A 19,363-nucleotide genomic window follows, 5' to 3' on the forward strand; every position below is an offset into this window, starting at 1 on the left:
GTGTAGCACCTTCCCCCTTCCAGGGGCGGCGCCTGCGGTCTGGCTAAGCCAGTCCCGCGGCCCCTGCTTGCAGGGGGTGTTTGTGATTTGCTATTGAATTGATAGCTGTTTGCGCTGGTCCTGTATGGTTGAAACGCTTAAAACGCTTTAAGATTTGGCTGACGCCGACGTGACAACTTTCAGGTGTTGCCCTGATGCGACGGCGGCTTGCTGCACGCATGATATGGGCTTCAAGCCGCCACACTTTCAGGATCAGGAGATACACCGATGCAACGCCGTCCTTTACTGCAGATCACCGCCGCCCTGGCCATTTCCCTCGCTGGCGTGTGGGGTGCTGCCCATGCGCAAAAATTCCCGGTCAAACCGATCAAGCTGATCGTCGCCTTTCCGGCGGGCGGGCCGACCGACATCACCATGCGTTCGCTGGCCGACAACGCCTCGAAAATTCTGGGCCAGACGGTGATCGTCGAGAACAAGCCCGGCGCGGGCGGCACCCTGCCGGCCCAGCAACTGCAAAGCGCGCAGGCTGACGGCTACACGCTGGCGCAGATTCCGCTGGGTGTGTTCCGCCTTGGTTACACCACCAAAATCAACTGGGACCCGGTCAAGGACATCAGCTACGTGATCAACGTGACTGGCTACGCCTTCGGCATCGTGGTGCCTGCCGACAGCCCGTTCAAGACCTGGGCTGACTTTGTCGCCTATGCCAAGGCCAACCCTGGCAAGCTGACCTACGGCTCGACGGGCACGCTGACCAGCCCGCACCTGACGACCGAGCTCATCGCGCAGAAGGCCGGCATCGAGCTGCAGCACGTGCCCTACAAAGGCAGCGCTGACCTGATGCTGGCACTGGTCAGCGGCCAGCTGATGGCGGGCGCCGACAGCACCGGCTTTGCGCCGCAGGTCGAAGCCGGCAAGCTGCGTGTGCTCAATACCTGGGGCGAGAAGCGGCTCGATAAATTCCCGAACGCGCCCACGCTGAAAGAGCTGGGCTATGACATCGTGCAGAACTCGCCCTTTGGCATAGGCGCACCCAAAGGTACGCCGCGCGAGGTGGTCAAGCGCCTGCACGATGCCTTCAAGAAAGCGATGGAAGAACCCAGCTATGTTGCGGCGCTGGGCCGCTACGACATGCTGCCCAACTACCTGAGCTCCGCGGACTACACGAAGTTTGCGCAAGACACCGTTGGGCGGGAGAAGGTGCTGATCGATAAGTTAGGCCTCGCCAAGCCCAACTGAAAGTAGGCACACCCCTATCGGGATTCACTTCGTGTAATCCCTTTTCCCCTTGCAGGGGACGAGGCTGGCGGCCCGGCAAAGCCGGTTCCGCGGGGAAACAGGTAAACCCCTATCGGGACTCACTGCGTGTAGTCCCTTTTCCCCTTGCAGGGGACGAGGCTGGCGGCCCGGCGAAGCCGGTTCCGCGGCCTCTGCTGGCTTCTCGGTTTACTTACTGACGGGGTTGGCTAGCGCAAACAGTTCGTCGGCCAGCTGATCGGCTAGCGTCGGTTCAACGCCAGCGCCAAAAATCAACCGGTAAATGATGGGGGCCATCATGTGGTCCAGCACCTGCTGCACGGTGGGTGTGGCGTCGCCGCGGGTCTGGGCGCGTTTGACCAGAACCGTGGCTTCGTTGCGGCGGTTTTTCAGGCAGTTGGTTTCTTCTGATCCCGCCAGCGCGGCAGCGGCCTTCAGCAGCGAGGCATTGCCTGGCTTGTTGAGGTGGTTGATCAGTTCTTTGGCCCAGGCCGTGAGTTCGGCTTTCAGGTCGCCCGTCTCAGGCAAGGGGCGGTTCGGGTCCAGCCGCTGCTGGGCGGTTTCGCCGAGCAGGCCGTTCACGTCGCCCCAGCGCCGGTAAATGCTGGAAGCACTCACGCCGGCGCGCTCGGCCACGGCCGGCACGGTGACTTTGTCTCGGCCCTCCTGGGCAATCAGCTCTTCCAGCGCCTTGCGCACCACGATTTGCACCTGGGCGCTGCGTCCGCCGGGGCGTTTGTTCTGGGGTGTTTGGAGGGTGCTCATCAGGGCGAATTCTAGCCTAAAAGCAATGATATTTGCGTTAATTTTTGAACGGGTATAGAATTCACAAACGCGAATAAATTAGCTTTAAGAAAGTTGAGCGTTTCCCCATGGCTACCCCTGCTGCTCCCGCCAATCCCTCATTGCAACCATCCCGCTCGACGGCGCCCCGCTGGCAACTGCCGCCCGCAGCCGCCTTCCCCCTGCTGGCGATCCTGTTGTTCGCGTTCTTCGTGGCGGGCAGTGCGCCGTCGCCGCTGTTCGTCGTCTTCCAGCAGCAGTGGGGCTTTTCCCCTGCGTTGCTGACGGTGGCGTTTGCGATTTACGCGATTGCGCTGCTGGCTTCGCTGCTGGTGGCGGGCTCGCTGTCTGACCACATAGGCCGCCGGCCTGTGGTGTTTACCGCCCTGCTGCTGCAGGCCGGCGCGATGCTGACCTTTTTGCTGGCCGACAGCATTAACGGCATCATCGCTGCGCGCATCGTGCAGGGCATTGCGACCGGCATGGTCAGCGGCGCGCTGACGGCGGCGGTGGTCGAGGCCGCACCGGCCGCGCAAAAACGCCTGGGCGCGATGATCGGCAGCGTCTCGCCGCTGGCGGGGCTGGCTGTGGGCGCGTTGCTCACCGGCATCGCCGTCAAGTTTGCGCTGCACCCGGTGCCGCTGGTGTTTGGTGTGCTGGTTGCGATTTGCGTCGTGGGTGCGGTGGCTACGCTCTTTCTGCCCGAAAGCGCCACGCCGCGCCCCGGCGCATTGGCCTCGCTGGTGCCGCGCATTTCGATACCGGTGCAGGCGCGCGCTGAATTCTTCCGTGGCGTGCCGACGATGCTGGCGGTGTGGTCGCTCGCGGGCCTGTACCTGTCGCTGGTGCCTTCCATGCTGCAGCAAATCTTCGGCATCCATGACGGCATCGTCAACGGCCTGGCCATTGCCACCTTTTTCGGGTTGGGCGCCGCGTCACCGACTTTGTTGAAAAGCCTGACGCCGGTGCGTATGAGCGCCGTCGGCATGAGCTTGCTGGCTGTGGGTGCGGGGCTGGTGGCCGTGTCTTTGGCCACGCGCTCCGTGGCGCTGTTTTTTGCAGGAACAGCGCTGGCCGGTTTTGGCGGCGGCTCGGCTTTCTCTGCGCAGGTGCAGACCCTCGCGCCGCTGGCGCAGCCGCATCAGCGGGCTGAATTATTTGCCGCGCTGTATGCCACCAGCTATCTGGCCTTCAGCGTGCCGGCCATGCTGGCTGGGCGTTTGATTGCGCCGCTAGGTCTGCCCGCCACGGCGGAGGGCTACGCTGCGCTTGTATTGGCAGTGGCCGCCTTGGGCGCTTGGTTGCGGTGGGGCTCAGTGCGCCGCCAATATAGCTAACCCCTGCTGACGCTCACTTCGTGTAGCGTCCCCTCCCCTTCAGGGGACGGTGCCTGCGGCCGGGCAAAGCCCGATCCGCGGCACCCGCTTAGTTAACGCGGGGCAGGCACGGTTGTTAATCCAGCAGAGCGCGTGCAACCTCAGTAAAACCTGCACCGCGCTCACCCCGCGTCACATAACGCGGGAGGTGCGCCAGCTGCGGCACAAAGCGCGCGATGTTGGCCACGCCCACGCTGTTGGCAAAGGTCTTGAACATCAGCTGGTCGTTGGTCGAATCGCCCACATAGACCCATTGGTCCATCTCGGCGTCCAGGTCGCGCTGCCAGAGCTGCCGGACTATCCAGCGCGCGCCTTCGAGCTTGTTGTGGCTGCCATACCAGCCGTTGATGTGGATGCTGCTGACGGTGGCGTGCATGCCCTCGCTTTTCATCAGTGCCACCACTGCGGCGATTTGCGCGTCGCTCAGTTGCACAAATTCGCTGTGGTCAATGGCAATGTCGGTCTCGCGGCCTGGTGAATCGGTGGCGCGGTGCACACCTGGCATCTCGCACTCGATGCGCGCCAGCACGGACTGCATGCGAGCGAAGTTGGCAGCGCGTGTCGCGGAATCCTGTCGGTATATTTTTGATAGCTGCTTGCGCACGGCTGGTGCGGATTCCGGGACTTCTTTGCCTAAAACCTGCTCCGGCAGCAGCGCCACCGCACCATTCTCCGCCACGATGGCATCCACCGGCCAACTCGCCGCGAAAGGCTCGCTCCAGCCGACAGGCCGCCCGGTGATCGCCACGACTTTGAACCCTGCAGCTTTCAATTCGCCCAAAGCCTCCAGCGCATCGGGTGTGATTTCGCCCTCCGTGGTCAAGGTGTCGTCGATATCGGTGAAGACGCCGGTAATGAGTTGACGTTCTGTAACAGGCCACTGCTGGAGTTCTTGCATCATGAAATTTTCGCACTGAATGTGGCCCCCACGCTCCCCACTTCGTGTGGGTCGCTGCCCCCCGAGGGGGCCGCCCGCCTGTGGCCCGGCAAAGCCGGTTCCACGGCTCATGCTGGCTTGAAGATTCAGGGCGTATGCAGCGGGGGTATTTCACCAGTGGGGGCCGAGGGTCCGGCTTCGCCGGCCCCAGGCGCCGCCCCCTTGAGGGGGGAACGGGCTACACGCCAGTGAGCCTGGACGGGGGTGATTTGTTATAATCACGGCTTCCTGAGGAGCGTTGCAACCCACTCCATGTGGTCTAGGCTCAGGACTTTCATTTGCAACCACGCTCACCCGCATGTGCTTTCAAGCCGGGTGAGGCTAACAACAAACTCCCCGATTGACACACAGGCTCGTGGCTATTTTGCCCAATTTGACCTATGACTTTTGGAGTTACCAAATGAGCGCCGTCCTGAAACCTTCCACCGACTACACCATTGCCGATATTTCGCTTGCCGCCTGGGGCCGCAAGGAACTGAACATCGCACAAACCGAAATGCCCGGCCTGATGGCCATCCGCGAAGAATTCGCGAAGGCGCAGCCGCTCAAGGGCGCGCGCATCACCGGATCGCTGCACATGACGATCCAGACCGGCGTGCTGATCGAAACGCTGCAAGCCCTGGGCGCCGAAGTGCGCTGGGCGTCGTGCAACATCTTCTCGACGCAGGACCACGCCGCCGCCGCGATCGCCGCCGCCGGCACGCCGGTATTCGCCATCAAAGGCGAAACCCTGGCCGACTACTGGGACTACACCCACAAGATCTTCGAATTCAGCGGTGCCAAGGGCACGCCTGAAGAAGGCCCCAACATGATCCTGGACGACGGCGGCGACGCGACGCTGCTGATGCACCTGGGCACCAAGGCCGAAAAAGACGCCAGCCTGATCTCCAAGCCCGGCAGCGAAGAAGAAATCTGCCTTTTCAACTCGATCAAGGCCAAGCTGGCGCAAGACCCGACCTGGTACAGCCGCCGCCTGAAAAACATCATCGGCGTGACCGAAGAAACCACCACCGGCGTGCTGCGCTTGAATGAAATGTCGGCCAAGGGCACGCTGGCCCTGCGCGCCATCAACGTGAACGATTCCGTCACCAAGAGCAAGTTCGACAACCTGTATGGCTGCCGCGAATCCCTGGTCGACGCGATCAAGCGCGCCACCGACGTGATGGTGGCCGGCAAGGTCGCACTGGTGGCCGGTTACGGCGACGTGGGCAAGGGCTCCGCACAAGCCCTGCGCGCCCTGAGCGCCCAGGTGTGGGTGACCGAGATCGACCCCATCAACGCCCTGCAGGCCGCGATGGAAGGCTACAAGGTCGTGACCATGGAATACGCTGCTGACAAGGCCGACATTTTTGTGTCCGCCACTGGCAACAAGAACGTCATCACCTACGACCACATGGCGAAGATGAAAGACCAGGCCATTGTCTGCAACATCGGCCACTTCGACAACGAGATCGACGTTGCCGCACTCGAAAAGTGCACCTGGGAAGAGATCRAGCCGCAAGTCGACCACGTGATCTTCCCGGACGGCAAGCGCATCATCCTGCTGGCCAAGGGCCGCCTGGTCAACCTCGGCTGCGGCACCGGCCACCCGAGCTTCGTGATGTCTTCGAGCTTCGCGAACCAGACGATCGCGCAGATCGAGCTCTTCACCAAGAAAGATGCGTACGAAGTGGGCAAGGTCTATGTGCTGCCCAAGCATCTTGACGAAAAAGTCGCTCGTTTGCACCTGAAGAAGGTTGGCGCTGTGCTGACTGAACTGAGCGACGAGCAGGCTGCGTACATCGGTGTCAGCAAAGCAGGCCCGTACAAGGCCAACACCTACCGCTACTGATTTTCCCTGGCTACTGCGCGACCCGATAGCGGCGTTGCGGGTCCCGATCAGGCAATCCTCATGCACCTCAAGTGCATTCCGGTTGCCTGACGCCCGCGCCTTGCTCTCGGGCCGCTCGCTACGCCCTTAAGTCTGTTGCTGGAATACCGGAAGACACTACATGCGCGCTGACCTATTCCTCGTCGAACACGGCCATGCCGCCACCCGCTCGCAGGCCCAGCGCCTGATTGCTTCGGGGGTGCAGTGGCGTCCCGAAGCCGATGCTGCCTGGAAGAAGGTCGCCAAGAACGGCGACGAGATTCCGCCCGGCGCCGAACTGCAGCTGCTGGACACCACCGAAGCCAAGTACATCTCGCGCGGCGGGCTCAAGCTCGAAGGCGCGCTGAAGGCTACCGGCCTGAAGGTGGCTGGCTTGCGCTGCCTTGACGTGGGGCAGTCCACGGGCGGCTTTACCGACTGCCTGTTGCAGCACGGCGCCGTGCAGGTGGTAGGCGTTGATGTGGGCCACGGCCAGCTGCACGCCAGCCTGCGTGAAGATCCGCGTGTGGTTTGCGTCGAGGGCTTGAATGCCCGTTCCATGACCGCCACCGACCTGGTGGCCGGCCATGCAGGCGACAGCGGCGACATGGATTTTCCGGATGACTTCGATGGCGATGAGGATGACGCTGACCTGGATGAAGCGGGCCCAGCCGCAGAAGCCAACTTCGACTTCCTGACCGGTGATTTGTCCTTCATCTCGCTCACGCTGGTGTTGCCTGCGGTGGTTCGCCTGCTCAAACCCGGCGGCGATCTGCTCATGCTGGTCAAGCCGCAGTTTGAATTGCAGCCCGGCCAGATCGGCAAGGGCGGCATCGTGCGCGACCCGGCGCATTTCGAGTTTGTCGAAAAGCGCCTGCGCGATGCCTGCGCGGCGCTGGGACTGGAAGTAAAAGCCTGGCTGGCGTCGCCGATTGAAGGCGGCGACGGCAACCGCGAATTTTTTATCCAGGCCGTCAAGGGCCAGGACGTGGCAGGCGAAGACCAGCCGTTGCCGGCCGCACCGCAGCGCAAGGTTGCCAAGCGCGTGCCGCGCAGCGAAATGCGCGCCTCCCGCGCGCCGCACGAAGACTCCGAACTTGCGCATGCCGGCCAGCCCGGCCCCGCGCGTGGCAAACGGCGTGACAACAAAACCGATACGACAAATAACGACGAGTGAGATCCGCGATGAGCCTGAACCTTCCCCTCAGTTTTGAATTTTTCCCGCCCAAGACACCCGAAGGCGCCGAGAAGCTGCGTGTGGCGCGCCAGGCGCTGTATGCGCACAAGCCCGAGTTCTGCTCGGTGACGTTTGGCGCGGGCGGTTCCACGCAAGACGGCACTTTCGGCACGGTGAACGAAATCCTGGCCGAAGGCGTGGCGGCGGCCTGCCATTTCTCATGCGTGGGCGCCACCAAGGCCACCGTGCGCCAGCAACTCACCACCTTGCAGATCATGGGCGTGAAACGCCTGGTCGCCCTGCGCGGCGACCTGCCCAGCGGCTACGGCGCGGGCGGCGAGTTCCATTACGCCAGCGACCTGGTGGCCTTCATCCGCGCCGAAACCGGTGACGCTTTCCATATCGAAGTGGCCGCCTACCCGGAAATCCATCCCCAGGCCAGATCGGCCGATGCCGACCTGCAGGCCTTTGTGCAAAAGGTCAAGGCCGGCGCCAACTCGGCGATCACCCAATATTTCTTCAACGCCGACGCCTACTACCGTTTTGTCGACGACGCGCAGGCACTGGGTGTGGACGTGCCCATCGTCCCCGGCATCATGCCCATCACCAGTTCCACCCAGCTCATGCGCTTTTCCGATGCCTGCGGCGCCGAGATTCCGCGCTGGATCCGCCTGCGCCTGCAGGGCTTTGGTGACGACACCGCGTCCATCAAGAGCTTCGGCCTTGATGTGATCAGCGGTTTGTGCGAGCAGCTCTACGCAGCCGGCGTGCCCGGCATCCATTTCTACACGATGAACCAGGCCGCGGCGACGACCGAAATCATCGGGCGACTGCAGCGAGCCTGAGGCCGCCATCCATGCTGCAGGGTGCCTGCCGGTCTGCCGCCACCCTCAGCGCTGCGGTGCTGCTGGCTTTGCTGGCAGCCTGCACCACGGCGCCACCAAACAAACCCTCCACCGCGCCGGGCGCTGGTGCTGCTGCACCGGCGCCGCGTCCTTCACGTCCCGCCACCGATGCATCACCCGTGATCGGTGAGATGACCGACGAGGTGCCGCCTTCTGCCGCTGCACCCAGGCCGTCGCTGCTGGCCGGCGAAGTGCCCCGCGAATTCCAGCGCGGCCAGGCTTCCTGGTACGGCCCGCGCTTTAACGGCCGGCGCACCGCCAGCGGTGAGCGCTTTGACATGCAGGAGTTCACCGCCGCGCACCGCACGCTGCCTTTTGGCACCATGGTGCGTGTCCACAGCCTGGTCAACGGCCGCGACGTGGACGTCCGTATTACCGACCGCGGACCCTACAGCGGCGACCGCATCATCGACCTGAGCCGTGCCGCGGCGGAAGAGCTCGGCATGCTGGGCATGGGGCTGAAGGAAGTTGTGCTGCTGGTGCCGGAGTCCACGCCGGAGGTCGCGACGACACCCGCGCCTGCGGCCCGGAAGCGCCCGCCTGCAAGGCGGCGCCCAGCGGCGCCGCGTACGCCGCGCTGAATCGCCTCGCTGACCGAGGCGCGCTCGCTCAGTTCACAAAAGTCACGTCGTCCCTGGGCTGAGGCGGGATCTTGATGGCCAGCGCCTTGACGGGCCCGCTGGTCACCAGCGTACCGCCGTGTGCCGTGCCTTTGGGAATGATGATCAGCGTGCCCGGCTTGAACTCCTTGCGCTCGCCGCCCAGCCACATGGCGCCGCTGCCTTCGATGATGTACTGGATCTCGTCGGTTTTCGGGTGAATGTGTTTGGCCACGTTGCCCGACTGGATGCCGATGGTGGCGTTGTCGGTGATGACCAGGCCCTTCGCGTTCATTTCAGGGTTGGGGGTGCCGGGAATGTCGCTGTGCTTGAGCGCGGCGAGGTCAATCATCGCCGGCGCCAGGGGCACGGCCTGCGCATGCGCATCGGGCAGGGCGTGCTGGGCCAGCGGTGACAGCGCAATCCCGGCCACAAAAGCCAGGGTGATGGAAAAGCCGAGGACGGTGGTGGTATGGCGCATGGAATCCTTTTACAGGGTGTTGTATATGGGCGGGCCAGTATGCCCATGTTGCGACGGGCTTGCCAATAGCGGTGACCCGACCGGGTGGCCAGCCTTTTCGTTTCGCTGCAGGTTCTGCCATCCCCGGCTCTGTGCTTCGCTCGTTTATGAGTCAAATCGGCCTATAGCCCAGCAAGTATCTGGGCAATCAGCTCCAGAATTGATAGCAAGTGACGGGCGGGCACCCGGCACGCCACCGTAAAAAACCGCCTAAACCAGCATGCCGAAGCGCCGCGGGCGCAGCAGCAGCTCATACTCTTGCGCGCTCAACCCCAGGTGTTGGGACATGGGGCGTGGTGTGGATGAAAGGCCGAGCGTCAGTGATTCGGGCCTTCGCCTATCGACAGCCATCAAGCAATTGCTCAAAAAATGGATAGTTAAAGTCGGTGAATCCAAAAAATCGCTTCATATCACTTCTCGGAACGGCAAACTGGATCTTGAATGCCCATGGTGGCAACGGCTTGCCTTGATTCTGCGGGAAAGCATGCACACCCGCTTCTGTGGTGCCTTCAATCTTCACTGTCAGCAGTTCCGCGGTGTACTGGGAATGAATGTCAAATCTCTTGACGGGTCGCTGGTTAAATTCGCAATCACGTGGATCCCCCAAGGGACCTTGGGCATACGACCCGACCGATGTCCCGGAGACTGAATAGAAAAACCCGTTTTTCATCACGTTGCTTTGGGAATTGCGGAGCATGTGAAGATTGAAGGGATGAAGGTAGAGCTTCTCCTTGATTAATCCGGACGGCTCTCGTGTGTCACTGATCACTGCTTCGTAGTCCGACACAAATACGGCCACCTTGCCGGTTTGGTTAATGCCATTAATCTGGATGAAGCCTTCGAGTTCACTGCGTTCTGGCATATGGGATGGCCCAATCCGGTAAATAAATTGAATTCAGAATGCAAACCCCTAATGGAGGGCTTGCCGACGAAAGCCCATTATCAATTTTCAGAGGTTCCAAAGGTCAACCCACCAAACCCCTGGCGTGAACTCCCTGGATTTATTAGAATTTCAGTAATTCCTGAAAATTCAATAAACCAAAGACGCCGTAAAGAGACCCAAACCATGAATCTGGCCCCCTTAACCCAGCGGTTTGTTCTCCATTTCGGTGAAATGGGCAGTCGGTGGGGCATTAACCGTACTGTGGGGCAGATTTATGCCTTGTTATATGTCTCGCCGCGGGCCCTGAATGCCGATGAAATCGGCGAAGCGCTGGCGTTTTCGCGGTCCAACGTCAGCATGGGGCTGAAGGAGTTGCAGTCGTGGAACCTGGTGCGGTTGCAGCACCTGCCGAACGACAGGCGCGAGTATTTCAGTGCGCCGGAAGACGTCTGGGCCATCTTCCGCACACTGGCCGAGGAACGCCGCAAGCGCGAGATTGACCCGACGCTTTCAATGCTGCGCGATGCGCTGATGGAACACCCGGCCAACCAGGATGACATCCACGCCCAGGCGCGCATGAAGCAGATGCACGACCTGATCGAGCTGATGACGGGCTGGCTGGCCGATGTGCAGAAGATGGACTCGGCCACGCTGATGAGCCTGATGAAGATGGGCGCCAAGGTGCAGAAGCTGCTGGAAGTGAAGGACAAGGTCGCCAGTAGCGTGAAGGCCGGTTTGACAGGCCGCACCGCATCCAGCAAAGTGGCGGCGAAGCCTTCCGGCGAGCTCCTCGGCCCCGCAGCACCTGCTGCCAACCTTCCCGACGAAAACAGGAGTTGATGATGGACGGTTTAGACGCATTCCTGTTGGCCCGCATCCAGTTCGCGGCCAACATCACCTTCCACATCCTCTTTCCCACCATCAGCATTTCGCTGGGCTGGGTGCTGCTGTATTTCAAGCTGCGCTTCGTGAAAACCAAAGCGCAATACTGGATGGACGCCTACCAGTTCTGGGTGAAAATTTTCGCGCTGACCTTTGCCCTCGGTGTGGTCAGCGGCATCACCATGAGCTTCCAGTTCGGCACCAACTGGCCGGGCTACATGCAGAAGGTGGGCAACATTGCCGGGCCGCTGCTGGCCTACGAAGTGCTCACCGCCTTCTTTCTGGAGGCCACCATGCTGGGCGTGATGCTGTTTGCGCGTGAACGCGTGAGCGAGACCATGCACACCATCGCCACGCTGCTGGTGGCGGGTGGCACCACGCTGTCGGCTTTCTGGATATTGGCGCTCAACTCCTGGATGCAGACGCCGGCGGGTTTTGAAATGATCAACGGCCAGGCGCATGTGACGAGCTGGCTGGCGGTGATCTTCAATCCTTCATTTCCGTATCGGCTGGTGCACATGCTGCTGGCGTCGGGGCTGACCGTGGCATTTCTGGTGGCGGGCGTTTCGGCCTACCGCTGGCTGCGTGATGACCGCGGGGCCGAAGTCATGGCCGGCCTGAAGACGGGCATCTACATGGCTGCCATGCTGATTCCGCTGCAGATCGTTGCGGGTGACCAGCACGGCCTGAACACGATGGAGCACCAGCCGGCCAAGCTGGCCGCCATGGAAGGCATCTGGGAAACCCAAAAAGGCGTGCCCGCGGTACTGTTTGCACTGCCCGACCAAGCCACCAAGTCCAACCGCTATGAAATCGGCATTCCCAAGCTGGCATCGCTCTACCTCACGCACAGCCTGGACGGCGAGGTCAAGGGCTTGAACGAGTTCGAGGGAAAACATCCGCCGGTGGCGCCGGTGTTCTGGGCCTTTCGCATCATGGTGGGGGTGGGCGTCCTGATGCTTCTGGTCAGTTGGGCCAGCGCGTGGCAATTGGCACCCTGGAAAAAAGACCCTGACCGTACGCTCACCGTATGGCATGCACGAGTTCTGGTCGCCATGACATTCGCAGGCTGGATCGCGCTGATCGCCGGCTGGTACGTGACCGAGATCGGCCGGCAACCCTGGCTGGTGACGGGCGTGCTGACGGCAGCCGATGCCGCCTCAAGAGTGCCGGCACCGCGCATCGCGTTGACGCTGACGCTCTACCTCGCGCTGTATGCGGTGCTGCTGGTGTCTTATGTGTCGGTGGTCTTCTACCTCGCGCGGCACAGGAAACACGCCGACAAGCCGTTCGGGGACGACAGCACCGCCGGTGAGCCCGAGAAGGACCTCAACGTCGTGAACTACCCCGAAAAAGAAGGAGCCTCCCATGCTTGACCTTGCCCCTGACCTGACGCAAGCCGCCGGCTGGATGCCCATTGTTTTCCTGGTGGTGATGGGCCTGGCGATGCTGGCCTACGTGATCCTGGACGGCTACGACTTGGGCGTGGGCGTGTTGATGCGCACCGCCGGCGATGACGACAAGGACACCATGATCGCCAGCATCGGACCCTTCTGGGATGCCAACGAAACCTGGCTGGTGCTGGGCGTCGGTATTTTGCTCACGGTGTTTCCGCTGGCGCACGGCGTCATTCTGGGCGCGCTGTATTTGCCGGTGGCCTTCATGCTGATCGGCCTCACGCTGCGCGGCGTGGCCTTTGACTTCCGCGTGAAGGCGCGCGCCAGCCACAAGCCCTTGTGGAACCGCATGTTCTACACCGGCTCACTGCTGGCGAGCTGGTCACAGGGCTACATGCTGGGCTCGCTGATCACCGGTTTTGCGGCGACCTGGTGGACGATTGTGTTCAACGCGGTCATCGGCGCGGCGCTGGTCGCGGCGTATTGCCTGCTCGGCGCCGGCTGGCTCATCATCAAATCCGAAGGTGAACTGCAACTGCAGGCCGTGCGCTGGGCCAGGCGCAGCCTGCTGTTCACTGTGATCGGTATTGGCGCCATTTCGGTGGCTACGCCACTGGTGAGCCAGAGCATTTTCGACAAATGGTTTTCGTTTCCGAACATCGTGCTGTTGCTGCCAATCCCGGCGGCCACGGCGGTGCTGTTTGGCGTGATTTTCCGCAGCCTGCAGCGCCTGCCGGTGCGCCTGGCACAAGGCAATGAATACGGCGCATGGGTGCCTTTTGGTGCGACGGTGGGCGTGTTTTTGCTGGCCTTCTACGGCCTGGCCTACAGCCTCTTCCCGTGGCTGGTGATCGACAAGCTGACGATCTGGCAGTCGGCAAGCGCGCCCGAAGCCATGGGCGTGATCCTGGCCGGCGCAGCCGTGGTGCTGCCGATGATCATCGGCTACACGGTCTTTGCGTACCGGATTTTCTGGGGAAAAAGTACGGCATTGAAATATTAGCCCCCGCGCAGGATATGGCCCCCACGGTCGCTCACTTCGTGTAGCTCCCTGCCCCCCGAGGGGGCCGCCCGCCTGTGGCCCGGCAAAGCCGGTTCCACGGCTCATGCTGGTTGAAGAATTCAGGGCGTTACCAGCGGAGGTATTCATCAGCGGGGGCCGAGGGTCCGGCTTTGCCGGCCCCAGGCGCCGCCCCCTGAGGGGGACCGGGCTACACGCAGTGAGCCTGGACAGGGGGGAGCTTTTCTAAAGACTAATTTCAGGCGCGGGCGCGATGGATTCGAGTTCGAGCAGAAAGGCTTCGGCTGATTCGTAGCGGTGCTCGGGGCTTTTGGCCATCAGCTTGTTGACCACGCCCTGCAATTCCGCATGCACCGCGGGCAGGGCGGGGGTGTCGGCGTTCAGGTGCTTGGCCAGCAGCAGTTCGAGCGATTCGGCAATGTAGGGCCGGCGGTTGGCCAGCATTTCAAACAGCATCACGCCCAGGCTGTAAAGGTCGGATTGCGCCGTCACCTTGCGGCCGGTGGCCTGTTCGGGGCTCATGTAGTAGGGCGTCCCCACGACGTCGCCGTGATGGGTTTGGGTCAGTCCCATGCTGGGGGCCTGCAGCATGGACTTGGCAATGCCGAAGTCGGCCAGCGCCACGCTGCCGTCGGCGCGCAGCATGACGTTTTCAGGCTTGATGTCGCGGTGGACAATGCCGTGTGCGTGGATGGCCGACAGCGCCTGGGCGACCTCGCGCGCCACCGTCAGCGCCTGCGAGCGGGCCAGGTCGGGTCCGAACAGGCTGCGCAGGTCACCGCGTTCAAAGTACTCCATCGCGATGTAGGCATGCTCGTCGGTGAACCCCTGGTCGTAGATCTTGATCACGTGCGGATGGTCGATCTTGCAGAGCAGGGCGTATTCCTGGATGAAGCGCACCAGGTGTTCCGAGGCTTCCTTGCCGCGTGAGTCCAGCACCTTGAGCACGATCGGCAGGCCGTCGGATTCGCGTTCGCTCAGGTAGACCTCGGTCATGCCGCCCGCGCCGATCTTGCGCGTGATGCGGTAGCCCTTGAGGCGTACCGCCTCGCTGCTGGCGTCAAAGCGCAGGTCTTTCAGCGCCGAGAGCTTGGCGTCCAGCGCGCCCTTGACCGCGCGTGCGGTAATGTCCGAATTGGCGCGCACGGCGTCGCTGATCTCGCTGGCGCGCTCGGTCAGGCTGGCCATGCCGTGGATCTTGTCTTCCATGGTGGTGACGAGGCCCGTGACCTCGGCCACATCGATGGCGAGGTTGCGGCCGGGCAGCGAGAGCGAGGTGTGGATGCCGGTCTGGATACCGGTGCCGGCTTCGCCGAGCGTCTGCTCGCTGGCCATCACCGTCCAGCCCTTTTCTTCGGTGGCGTCTTCCAGCCGTGAGGCCAGCGTGACGGTTTCGCCCACGGGCGTGAGTTCCTTGGTCTGTTGCGTGCCGAGCTGGCACAGCGTGACGGCGCCGCTGTGGATGCCGATGCCCATGGCAAACGGCGGCAGCGCGCGGCCGCCGAAGCGCTGCTCCAGCCAGTCGCGGAATTCATGCGTGGCCAGTGCCATGGCAAGAGCCGCAGAAATGGCGCGGCGCGGGGCCGGCAGCGGCGAGCCGGTGAGGGTGTCGACAAACACCGCCATCAGCCCATCGCCGACAAACTTGATGTGCCGGCCGCTGTTTTTCAGCACGGGTTCGGAGATGCGCTCAAAATATTCGGTGAGCAGTTGTGACACTTCCGCGGCGTTGAGCTTTTCAGCCAGCGAGGTGAAATTGCGGATGCTGGCCACCAGCACAGTGGCATTGGCGATTTCTTCGGTTTGCGCGCTGGCCGGAATATCAACCGGTACGCTGTCGGGGCGGCTGCCGCTGATGCGGCTGGCAAAAGCTGCGCGCAGGCGTTCTTCGCCGGCGGCCACCCCCGAGTCGATGGCTTCACGCACCCGTTCTTTTTTCTTCAGCTGCGCGTTGACGGCGTCGAGCAGTTCGGCGCGGCTGAAGGGTTTTGACAGGTAGTCGTCGGCGCCGGCCGTCATGCCGCGGCGCATGCTCTCGCGGTCATCCAGCGCGGTCAGCAGCATGAAGGGCGTGTTGACCAGCAGCGGGTCGGCGCGCACGGCTGCCAGCAGTTCAAAGCCGTTCATGCCGGGCATGCCGACGTCGGAGACTATCAGGTCGGGGCGGCTTGCACGGGCCTGCTCCAGGCCCTGCCGGCCATCTGCGGCCGCGGCCGTTTCAAAACCTTCAAGTTTGAGCAGCCGCACGATGTTGCTGCGGATGGCGTCGTCGTCCTCAACGATCAGGATCAGGGTCATGGGTTTCCTTGAGAAATGGGCAGGCTGATCGTGAACTGTGTGCCCGTTCCCGGCATGCTTGCCACCTCGATTTTGCCGTGATGCAGGTCAACGGCGTGTTTGACAATGGCCAGGCCCAACCCGGAGCCCTGGCGGTTGCCTACGTTGGAGCCGCGGTGAAAGCTCTCGAACAGGCGTGGCAGGTCTGAGGGCGGAATGCCGATGCCTTCGTCACTGACGCGCAGGATCAGGTGGTCCCCGGACTCATCCTGCCGGCGGTCCAGCGTGAGCACCACCACACTGCCGGCGGGCGAATATTTGCAGGCGTTGGCCAGCAGGTTGCTGGCAATGTGCCGGACCAGCCGTTCGTCGAGCAGGACCAGCTGCGAAAAAGCGTCGTGGCCGATGGGGGCTTCAAATTCAATCGCATGCTGGCCGGCGTCGCTGGTGTGCATTTCGGTCACGAGCTTGCGGCACAGCGCCGCGATATCCAGCGGTTTCAGGTTGAGCTTGAGTTTGCCGGCGTCGGCCTGCCCGACGGTGAGCATGTCTTCAAGCATGCCCTGCATGCGTTTGACCGCGATCACCAGGTCGGCCATGATGTCCTGGCGCTCGCAGTGCGTGATTTTTTCGCCGTAGTGTTCTATCAACTCTGCGGACGACAGAATCGTGGCAAGCGGCGTGCGGAATTCATGCGAGGCCATCGACACAAAGCGCGTTTTGAGCTCACCCAGCTCGCGTTCGCGCGCCAGGGCCCGCCGGGCTTCTTCGTCGGCTTCCTTGCGGCGGGTGATGTCCACGTAAGTCCACACCGAGCCTTCCTGCGGGCGATTGCGGTCGAGCGCCGAGCCGTCAAGCTGAACCCAGATCAGTTCACCACTTTTGCGGCGCATGCGCGTTTCCAGCGAGAACGATCCGGTCTGCGCGATCTGCGCGTAGGCGAGTTCGCCGGTGCGTTCGAAGTCCTCGTCACTGGGATAGTGAACGCGCGTTTCCTGGCCCAGCAATTCGGCCGGGCTGTAGCCGAGCATGGCGGCCAGCGTGCGGTTCAGCCACTGGTGGCGCCGGCTTTTGAGGAAGGTGACGCCGACGGCGGTGGTTTCGAGGATGGCTTCGCGCTGCGTCAGCGCGGTCTTGAGTTCTTCGTCCAGCCGGCGGCGTTCGCTGATGTCGGACATGAGCACGAGCAGGGCGGGTTCGCCGTCCCACTCAATGCGCGTGCCGTAGATGCTCGCCCAGCCGGTGCGCAGGTCCGGCGCCATGGTCTCGCGCGGTGGCGTGATGAAGCGGGCCTCGTAGGCGCTGACCATGGTGCCTGACTGCATGAGCTCGCGCTGGCGCTGCACCATCCTGCGGTCGTCAGGATGGATCAGGTGCATGGACGGCAGCCCGGTGAGCGTCAGGCCGAACATGGCCTGGGCGCTGGTATTTGAAAAGCGCACGATGCCTTTTTGCACCACCAGGATCACGTCGTTGACGTTTTCCACAACCGCCCGGTAGCGCTCGGCGGCTGATCGGGTCAGAGCCTCGAGTCTTTTGCGCTCGGTGACATCTTTCAGGAAAAAAAGGTCCGCCGGCGCACCTTCCCAGTCCACCAGCACGCCGTTGATTTCCACCCAGGAAGTCGTGCCGTCGTCGCGCTGGAATCTCGCCTCAAAAGCCGGGACGACGTTGCCGGCGGCGCGCAGCTTGTGCTTGCCGGAAACAAAGTTGCGGTCTTCCGGATGGATGAACTCGATCATGGGCCGGTCGGCCATGGTGCCGGCCTCTGTACCCAGCAAGGCCAGGCACGGCGGATTGGCAAAGCGCAGCAGGCCTTCCTGCCCGACGCAGATGTTTTCGGTCGCGAGGTCCACCATGGTCTGGTAGCGCGCCAGCGATGCACGAAGCTCCTGGGTGCGAAGCGCAACCCGGCGCTCGATTTCACTTTCCATGTCCTCTGGCGTGCCCATCGCCATCCCGCTTGCTGAGCCGTCGTTGATTCCCTTTTCCGCAGGTCCGGCCGTTTTCCCACGCACGCGCGGTCCACGGCCCGGCGTATCCGGGGCGGCGGATGGGAGAGCTTGAGCCTGGACGGGCATGTTAGTGGTGGAGCACCGAGGGAGCGGGGAGAGCCAAGAGGAAAAGAAGAAAAGAAAGCGGAAATCAGGACAGGACGCGGGCAAACAGGGGTGGGGCAATGGAGGCGCAGACTTTGGGAAAGTTTACGGGGCAACCTTGCCACAACTCACTGCGGCGGTAAAGACAGGAAAGTCTGGGCGCACAACACAGCCAACCTGGCATAACCGGCTGGCGGTGCCGGCTGCCATCCCCTCTTGCAGGGCGTCGTCCTGAAAGCCCTAGCCGCCATGCTCCAGCGTGAAGCCGGCATTGCGGTCTTGCCCCAGCAGGGCCACCATTTGCGGCAGGGCCGCTTGCAGCTCTGCCTTGAGGGTGTGGGGCGGGTTAATGACAAACATGCCGCTGGCAGGAAGGCCTGGCCGCACCACGTCACCGGCGGCATCTGTTGTTAATTTACTCGATTTCACCGTTAAAGCGGCATTCAACCAGCTTCGGCTGGCTTTCACGGCCAGCGTCTTTAGCTTACGGGGCAGGTCATGGGCTTCCGGCCGCGGGATGATGGGATACCAGACCACATAGGTGCCGGTGGCGAAGCGCTTGACGGCGTCTGCCATGCAGGCCGACACGCGCGCGTAGTCGCTCTTCATTTCATAGCTGGGATCACACAGCACCATCGCCCGGCGGGCGGGTGGCGGCAAAAAGGTTTTCAGGGCTTCAAAGCCGTCTTCGCGCGAAACCGCCACCTGGCGGCCTACACCCAACTGTTCAATGTTGCCGGAAAGCGACTTGAAATCGGTGGGATGCAATTCAAACAACTTGAGCTTGTCGCGCCCGCTCAGGAATTGCTGCTCGATGAAAGGGGAGCCCGGATAGATCTTCAGGTGCGCGATGTCGCCGCTTTCGGCGAATTGCGGATTCAGGCCGCGCAGCAGGTCGATGTAGTCCTGCAGGGCAGGCGCCCAGCCGCCTGCAGCTGGTTTGGCGGCGGTGGGTTTTGCTATTGTTTTAGGAGCTGCTTGCGCATGCTGTGATTGGGCTGGAGCCGGTTTTGCCTCGGAAACAGATTGGGAAAGTAGCTTGAAAATGCCTTCCTGGGCCTCACCGCTGGTTTCGGTGTAGTCGCCGTCAAGCCGGTACAGGCCCGCGCCCGCATGCGTGTCGATCACGGTCAGCGCCGTGTCTTTCTGGGTCAAATACTTCATCAACGCGATCAGCGTGGTGTGCTTGAGCACGTCGGCGTGGTTGCCTGCGTGGAAGGCGTGGCGATAGGAAAACATGGGTCTATCCTACCTTCTTGCATGGGGGAAATGCCTTAAACCCGGCTGAATATTGACGCAAGTCCTTGATTTTTCATATAATCGTGGGCTCTGCAGCGCCTAGTGGTTCCGCGGCAGAGCTTGAAATACTGCCTAAGAGGTTCTCATCAGAAGAACACCGAC

The 19,363-nt window shown here is 62.3% G+C and carries 16 protein-coding genes and 1 riboswitch; of the genes, 9 read left to right on the forward strand and 7 right to left on the reverse strand.

Annotated elements, in window-relative coordinates; genetic code table 11:
• Nucleotides 1-267 precede the first annotated feature (267 nt).
• A complete protein-coding gene (locus tag AC1DZE_RS21790; protein ID WP_477700537.1) occupies nt 268-1,239 on the forward strand; it encodes a Bug family tripartite tricarboxylate transporter substrate binding protein in 972 nt (323 codons plus the stop codon).
• Between the two features lie 207 nt (nt 1,240-1,446).
• Here the strand turns inward: AC1DZE_RS21790 and AC1DZE_RS21795 are convergent, their stop codons facing one another.
• Nucleotides 1,447-2,022, reverse strand: coding sequence for a TetR/AcrR family transcriptional regulator (locus tag AC1DZE_RS21795; protein ID WP_477700538.1), 576 nt, complete (start codon nt 2,020-2,022; stop codon nt 1,447-1,449).
• 107 nt (nt 2,023-2,129) lie between these two features.
• On the opposite strand from AC1DZE_RS21795, the gene AC1DZE_RS21800 reads away from it, so the two are divergent.
• Nucleotides 2,130-3,377 (forward strand): MFS transporter, encoded by a 1,248-nt coding sequence (locus AC1DZE_RS21800; RefSeq protein WP_477673859.1) that lies wholly within the window; start codon nt 2,130-2,132, stop codon nt 3,375-3,377.
• A 115-nt stretch (nt 3,378-3,492) separates the two neighbouring features.
• Here AC1DZE_RS21800 and AC1DZE_RS21805 read toward each other — a convergent pair whose 3' ends face one another.
• A complete protein-coding gene (locus tag AC1DZE_RS21805) occupies nt 3,493-4,314 on the reverse strand; it encodes an HAD family hydrolase (RefSeq protein WP_477700559.1) in 822 nt (273 codons plus the stop codon).
• 263 nt (nt 4,315-4,577) lie between these two features.
• Nucleotides 4,578-4,652: riboswitch (S-adenosyl-L-homocysteine riboswitch) on the forward strand.
• A 101-nt stretch (nt 4,653-4,753) separates the two neighbouring features.
• Between AC1DZE_RS21805 and ahcY the strand changes: the two genes are divergently transcribed.
• From ahcY to AC1DZE_RS21825, 4 genes are all read left to right on the forward strand, one after another.
• A complete protein-coding gene (gene ahcY / locus AC1DZE_RS21810; RefSeq protein ID WP_477700539.1) occupies nt 4,754-6,184 on the forward strand; it encodes an adenosylhomocysteinase in 1,431 nt (476 codons plus the stop codon).
• Nucleotides 6,185-6,344: 160 nt separating this feature from the next.
• Complete coding sequence (locus tag AC1DZE_RS21815; RefSeq protein WP_477674535.1) at nt 6,345-7,379, forward strand: TlyA family RNA methyltransferase; 1,035 nt, start codon at nt 6,345-6,347, stop codon at nt 7,377-7,379.
• Between the two features lie 8 nt (nt 7,380-7,387).
• Nucleotides 7,388-8,224: a methylenetetrahydrofolate reductase [NAD(P)H] gene (gene metF, locus AC1DZE_RS21820; protein WP_477700540.1), complete on the forward strand. Its 837-nt coding sequence runs from the start codon at nt 7,388-7,390 to the stop codon at nt 8,222-8,224.
• An 11-nt stretch (nt 8,225-8,235) separates the two neighbouring features.
• On the forward strand, nt 8,236-8,865 hold the full coding sequence (locus AC1DZE_RS21825; RefSeq protein WP_477674556.1) for a septal ring lytic transglycosylase RlpA family protein: 630 nt from the start codon (nt 8,236-8,238) through the stop codon (nt 8,863-8,865).
• A 28-nt stretch (nt 8,866-8,893) separates the two neighbouring features.
• Here the strand turns inward: AC1DZE_RS21825 and AC1DZE_RS21830 are convergent, their stop codons facing one another.
• Together AC1DZE_RS21830 and AC1DZE_RS21835 are read right to left on the reverse strand one after the other, a co-directional pair.
• Nucleotides 8,894-9,364: a cupin domain-containing protein gene (locus tag AC1DZE_RS21830; RefSeq protein WP_477670057.1), complete on the reverse strand. Its 471-nt coding sequence runs from the start codon at nt 9,362-9,364 to the stop codon at nt 8,894-8,896.
• Between the two features lie 376 nt (nt 9,365-9,740).
• On the reverse strand, nt 9,741-10,265 hold the full coding sequence (locus AC1DZE_RS21835) for a hypothetical protein (RefSeq protein ID WP_477674103.1): 525 nt from the start codon (nt 10,263-10,265) through the stop codon (nt 9,741-9,743).
• Between the two features lie 204 nt (nt 10,266-10,469).
• Here AC1DZE_RS21835 and AC1DZE_RS21840 point away from each other — a divergent pair, with 204 nt between their 5' ends.
• From AC1DZE_RS21840 to AC1DZE_RS21850, 3 genes are read left to right on the forward strand one after another with little or no spacing between them, the layout of a single operon-like run.
• Entirely contained in the window at nt 10,470-11,126 is a 657-nt protein-coding gene (locus AC1DZE_RS21840; RefSeq protein WP_477670055.1) for a GbsR/MarR family transcriptional regulator, read from the forward strand.
• A 2-nt stretch (nt 11,127-11,128) separates the two neighbouring features.
• On the forward strand, nt 11,129-12,544 hold the full coding sequence (locus AC1DZE_RS21845) for a cytochrome ubiquinol oxidase subunit I (protein ID WP_477700541.1): 1,416 nt from the start codon (nt 11,129-11,131) through the stop codon (nt 12,542-12,544).
• The gene (locus AC1DZE_RS21850) at nt 12,537-13,568 is read left to right on the forward strand and encodes a cytochrome d ubiquinol oxidase subunit II (protein WP_477700542.1); all 1,032 of its coding nucleotides are present in this window, start codon (nt 12,537-12,539) and stop codon (nt 13,566-13,568) included. The genes AC1DZE_RS21845 and AC1DZE_RS21850 overlap by 8 nt, the downstream gene beginning before the upstream one ends.
• 243 nt (nt 13,569-13,811) lie before the next feature.
• Here AC1DZE_RS21850 and AC1DZE_RS21855 read toward each other — a convergent pair whose 3' ends face one another.
• The 3 genes from AC1DZE_RS21855 to AC1DZE_RS21865 form a co-directional block, all read right to left on the reverse strand.
• A complete protein-coding gene (locus AC1DZE_RS21855; RefSeq protein ID WP_477670053.1) occupies nt 13,812-15,884 on the reverse strand; it encodes a protein kinase domain-containing protein in 2,073 nt (690 codons plus the stop codon).
• On the reverse strand, nt 15,881-17,797 hold the full coding sequence (locus tag AC1DZE_RS21860) for a sensor histidine kinase (RefSeq protein ID WP_477700543.1): 1,917 nt from the start codon (nt 17,795-17,797) through the stop codon (nt 15,881-15,883). The genes AC1DZE_RS21855 and AC1DZE_RS21860 overlap by 4 nt, the downstream gene beginning before the upstream one ends.
• A gap of 405 nt (nt 17,798-18,202) precedes the next feature.
• Nucleotides 18,203-19,201 (reverse strand): 23S rRNA (adenine(2030)-N(6))-methyltransferase RlmJ, encoded by a 999-nt coding sequence (locus AC1DZE_RS21865; protein WP_477674085.1) that lies wholly within the window; start codon nt 19,199-19,201, stop codon nt 18,203-18,205.
• Nucleotides 19,202-19,363: the final 162 nt, after the last annotated feature.

It is taken from the genome of Polaromonas sp. P1_F1, from assembly GCF_056405795.1.

Excerpts from the sequence above, each read along its gene's own strand:
- AC1DZE_RS21855 (WP_477670053.1), bottom strand. The coding sequence starts at position 15,884 with ATGACCCTGATCCTGATCGTTGAGGACGACGACGCCATCCGCAGCAAC.
- AC1DZE_RS21860 (WP_477700543.1), bottom strand. The coding sequence starts at position 17,797 with ATGGAAAGTGAAATCGAGCGCCGGGTTGCGCTTCGCACCCAGGAGCTT.
- AC1DZE_RS21795 (WP_477700538.1), bottom strand. The coding sequence starts at position 2,022 with ATGAGCACCCTCCAAACACCCCAGAACAAACGCCCCGGCGGACGCAGC.
- AC1DZE_RS21835 (WP_477674103.1), bottom strand. The coding sequence starts at position 10,265 with ATGCCAGAACGCAGTGAACTCGAAGGCTTCATCCAGATTAATGGCATT.
- AC1DZE_RS21865 (WP_477674085.1), bottom strand. The coding sequence starts at position 19,201 with ATGTTTTCCTATCGCCACGCCTTCCACGCAGGCAACCACGCCGACGTG.
- AC1DZE_RS21830 (WP_477670057.1), bottom strand. The coding sequence starts at position 9,364 with ATGCGCCATACCACCACCGTCCTCGGCTTTTCCATCACCCTGGCTTTT.
- AC1DZE_RS21845 (WP_477700541.1), top strand. The coding sequence starts at position 11,129 with ATGGACGGTTTAGACGCATTCCTGTTGGCCCGCATCCAGTTCGCGGCC.
- AC1DZE_RS21840 (WP_477670055.1), top strand. The coding sequence starts at position 10,470 with ATGAATCTGGCCCCCTTAACCCAGCGGTTTGTTCTCCATTTCGGTGAA.
- AC1DZE_RS21790 (WP_477700537.1), top strand. The coding sequence starts at position 268 with ATGCAACGCCGTCCTTTACTGCAGATCACCGCCGCCCTGGCCATTTCC.
- AC1DZE_RS21815 (WP_477674535.1), top strand. The coding sequence starts at position 6,345 with ATGCGCGCTGACCTATTCCTCGTCGAACACGGCCATGCCGCCACCCGC.
- AC1DZE_RS21825 (WP_477674556.1), top strand. The coding sequence starts at position 8,236 with ATGCTGCAGGGTGCCTGCCGGTCTGCCGCCACCCTCAGCGCTGCGGTG.
- metF (WP_477700540.1), top strand. The coding sequence starts at position 7,388 with ATGAGCCTGAACCTTCCCCTCAGTTTTGAATTTTTCCCGCCCAAGACA.
- AC1DZE_RS21805 (WP_477700559.1), bottom strand. The coding sequence starts at position 4,314 with ATGCAAGAACTCCAGCAGTGGCCTGTTACAGAACGTCAACTCATTACC.
- AC1DZE_RS21850 (WP_477700542.1), top strand. The coding sequence starts at position 12,537 with ATGCTTGACCTTGCCCCTGACCTGACGCAAGCCGCCGGCTGGATGCCC.
- AC1DZE_RS21800 (WP_477673859.1), top strand. The coding sequence starts at position 2,130 with ATGGCTACCCCTGCTGCTCCCGCCAATCCCTCATTGCAACCATCCCGC.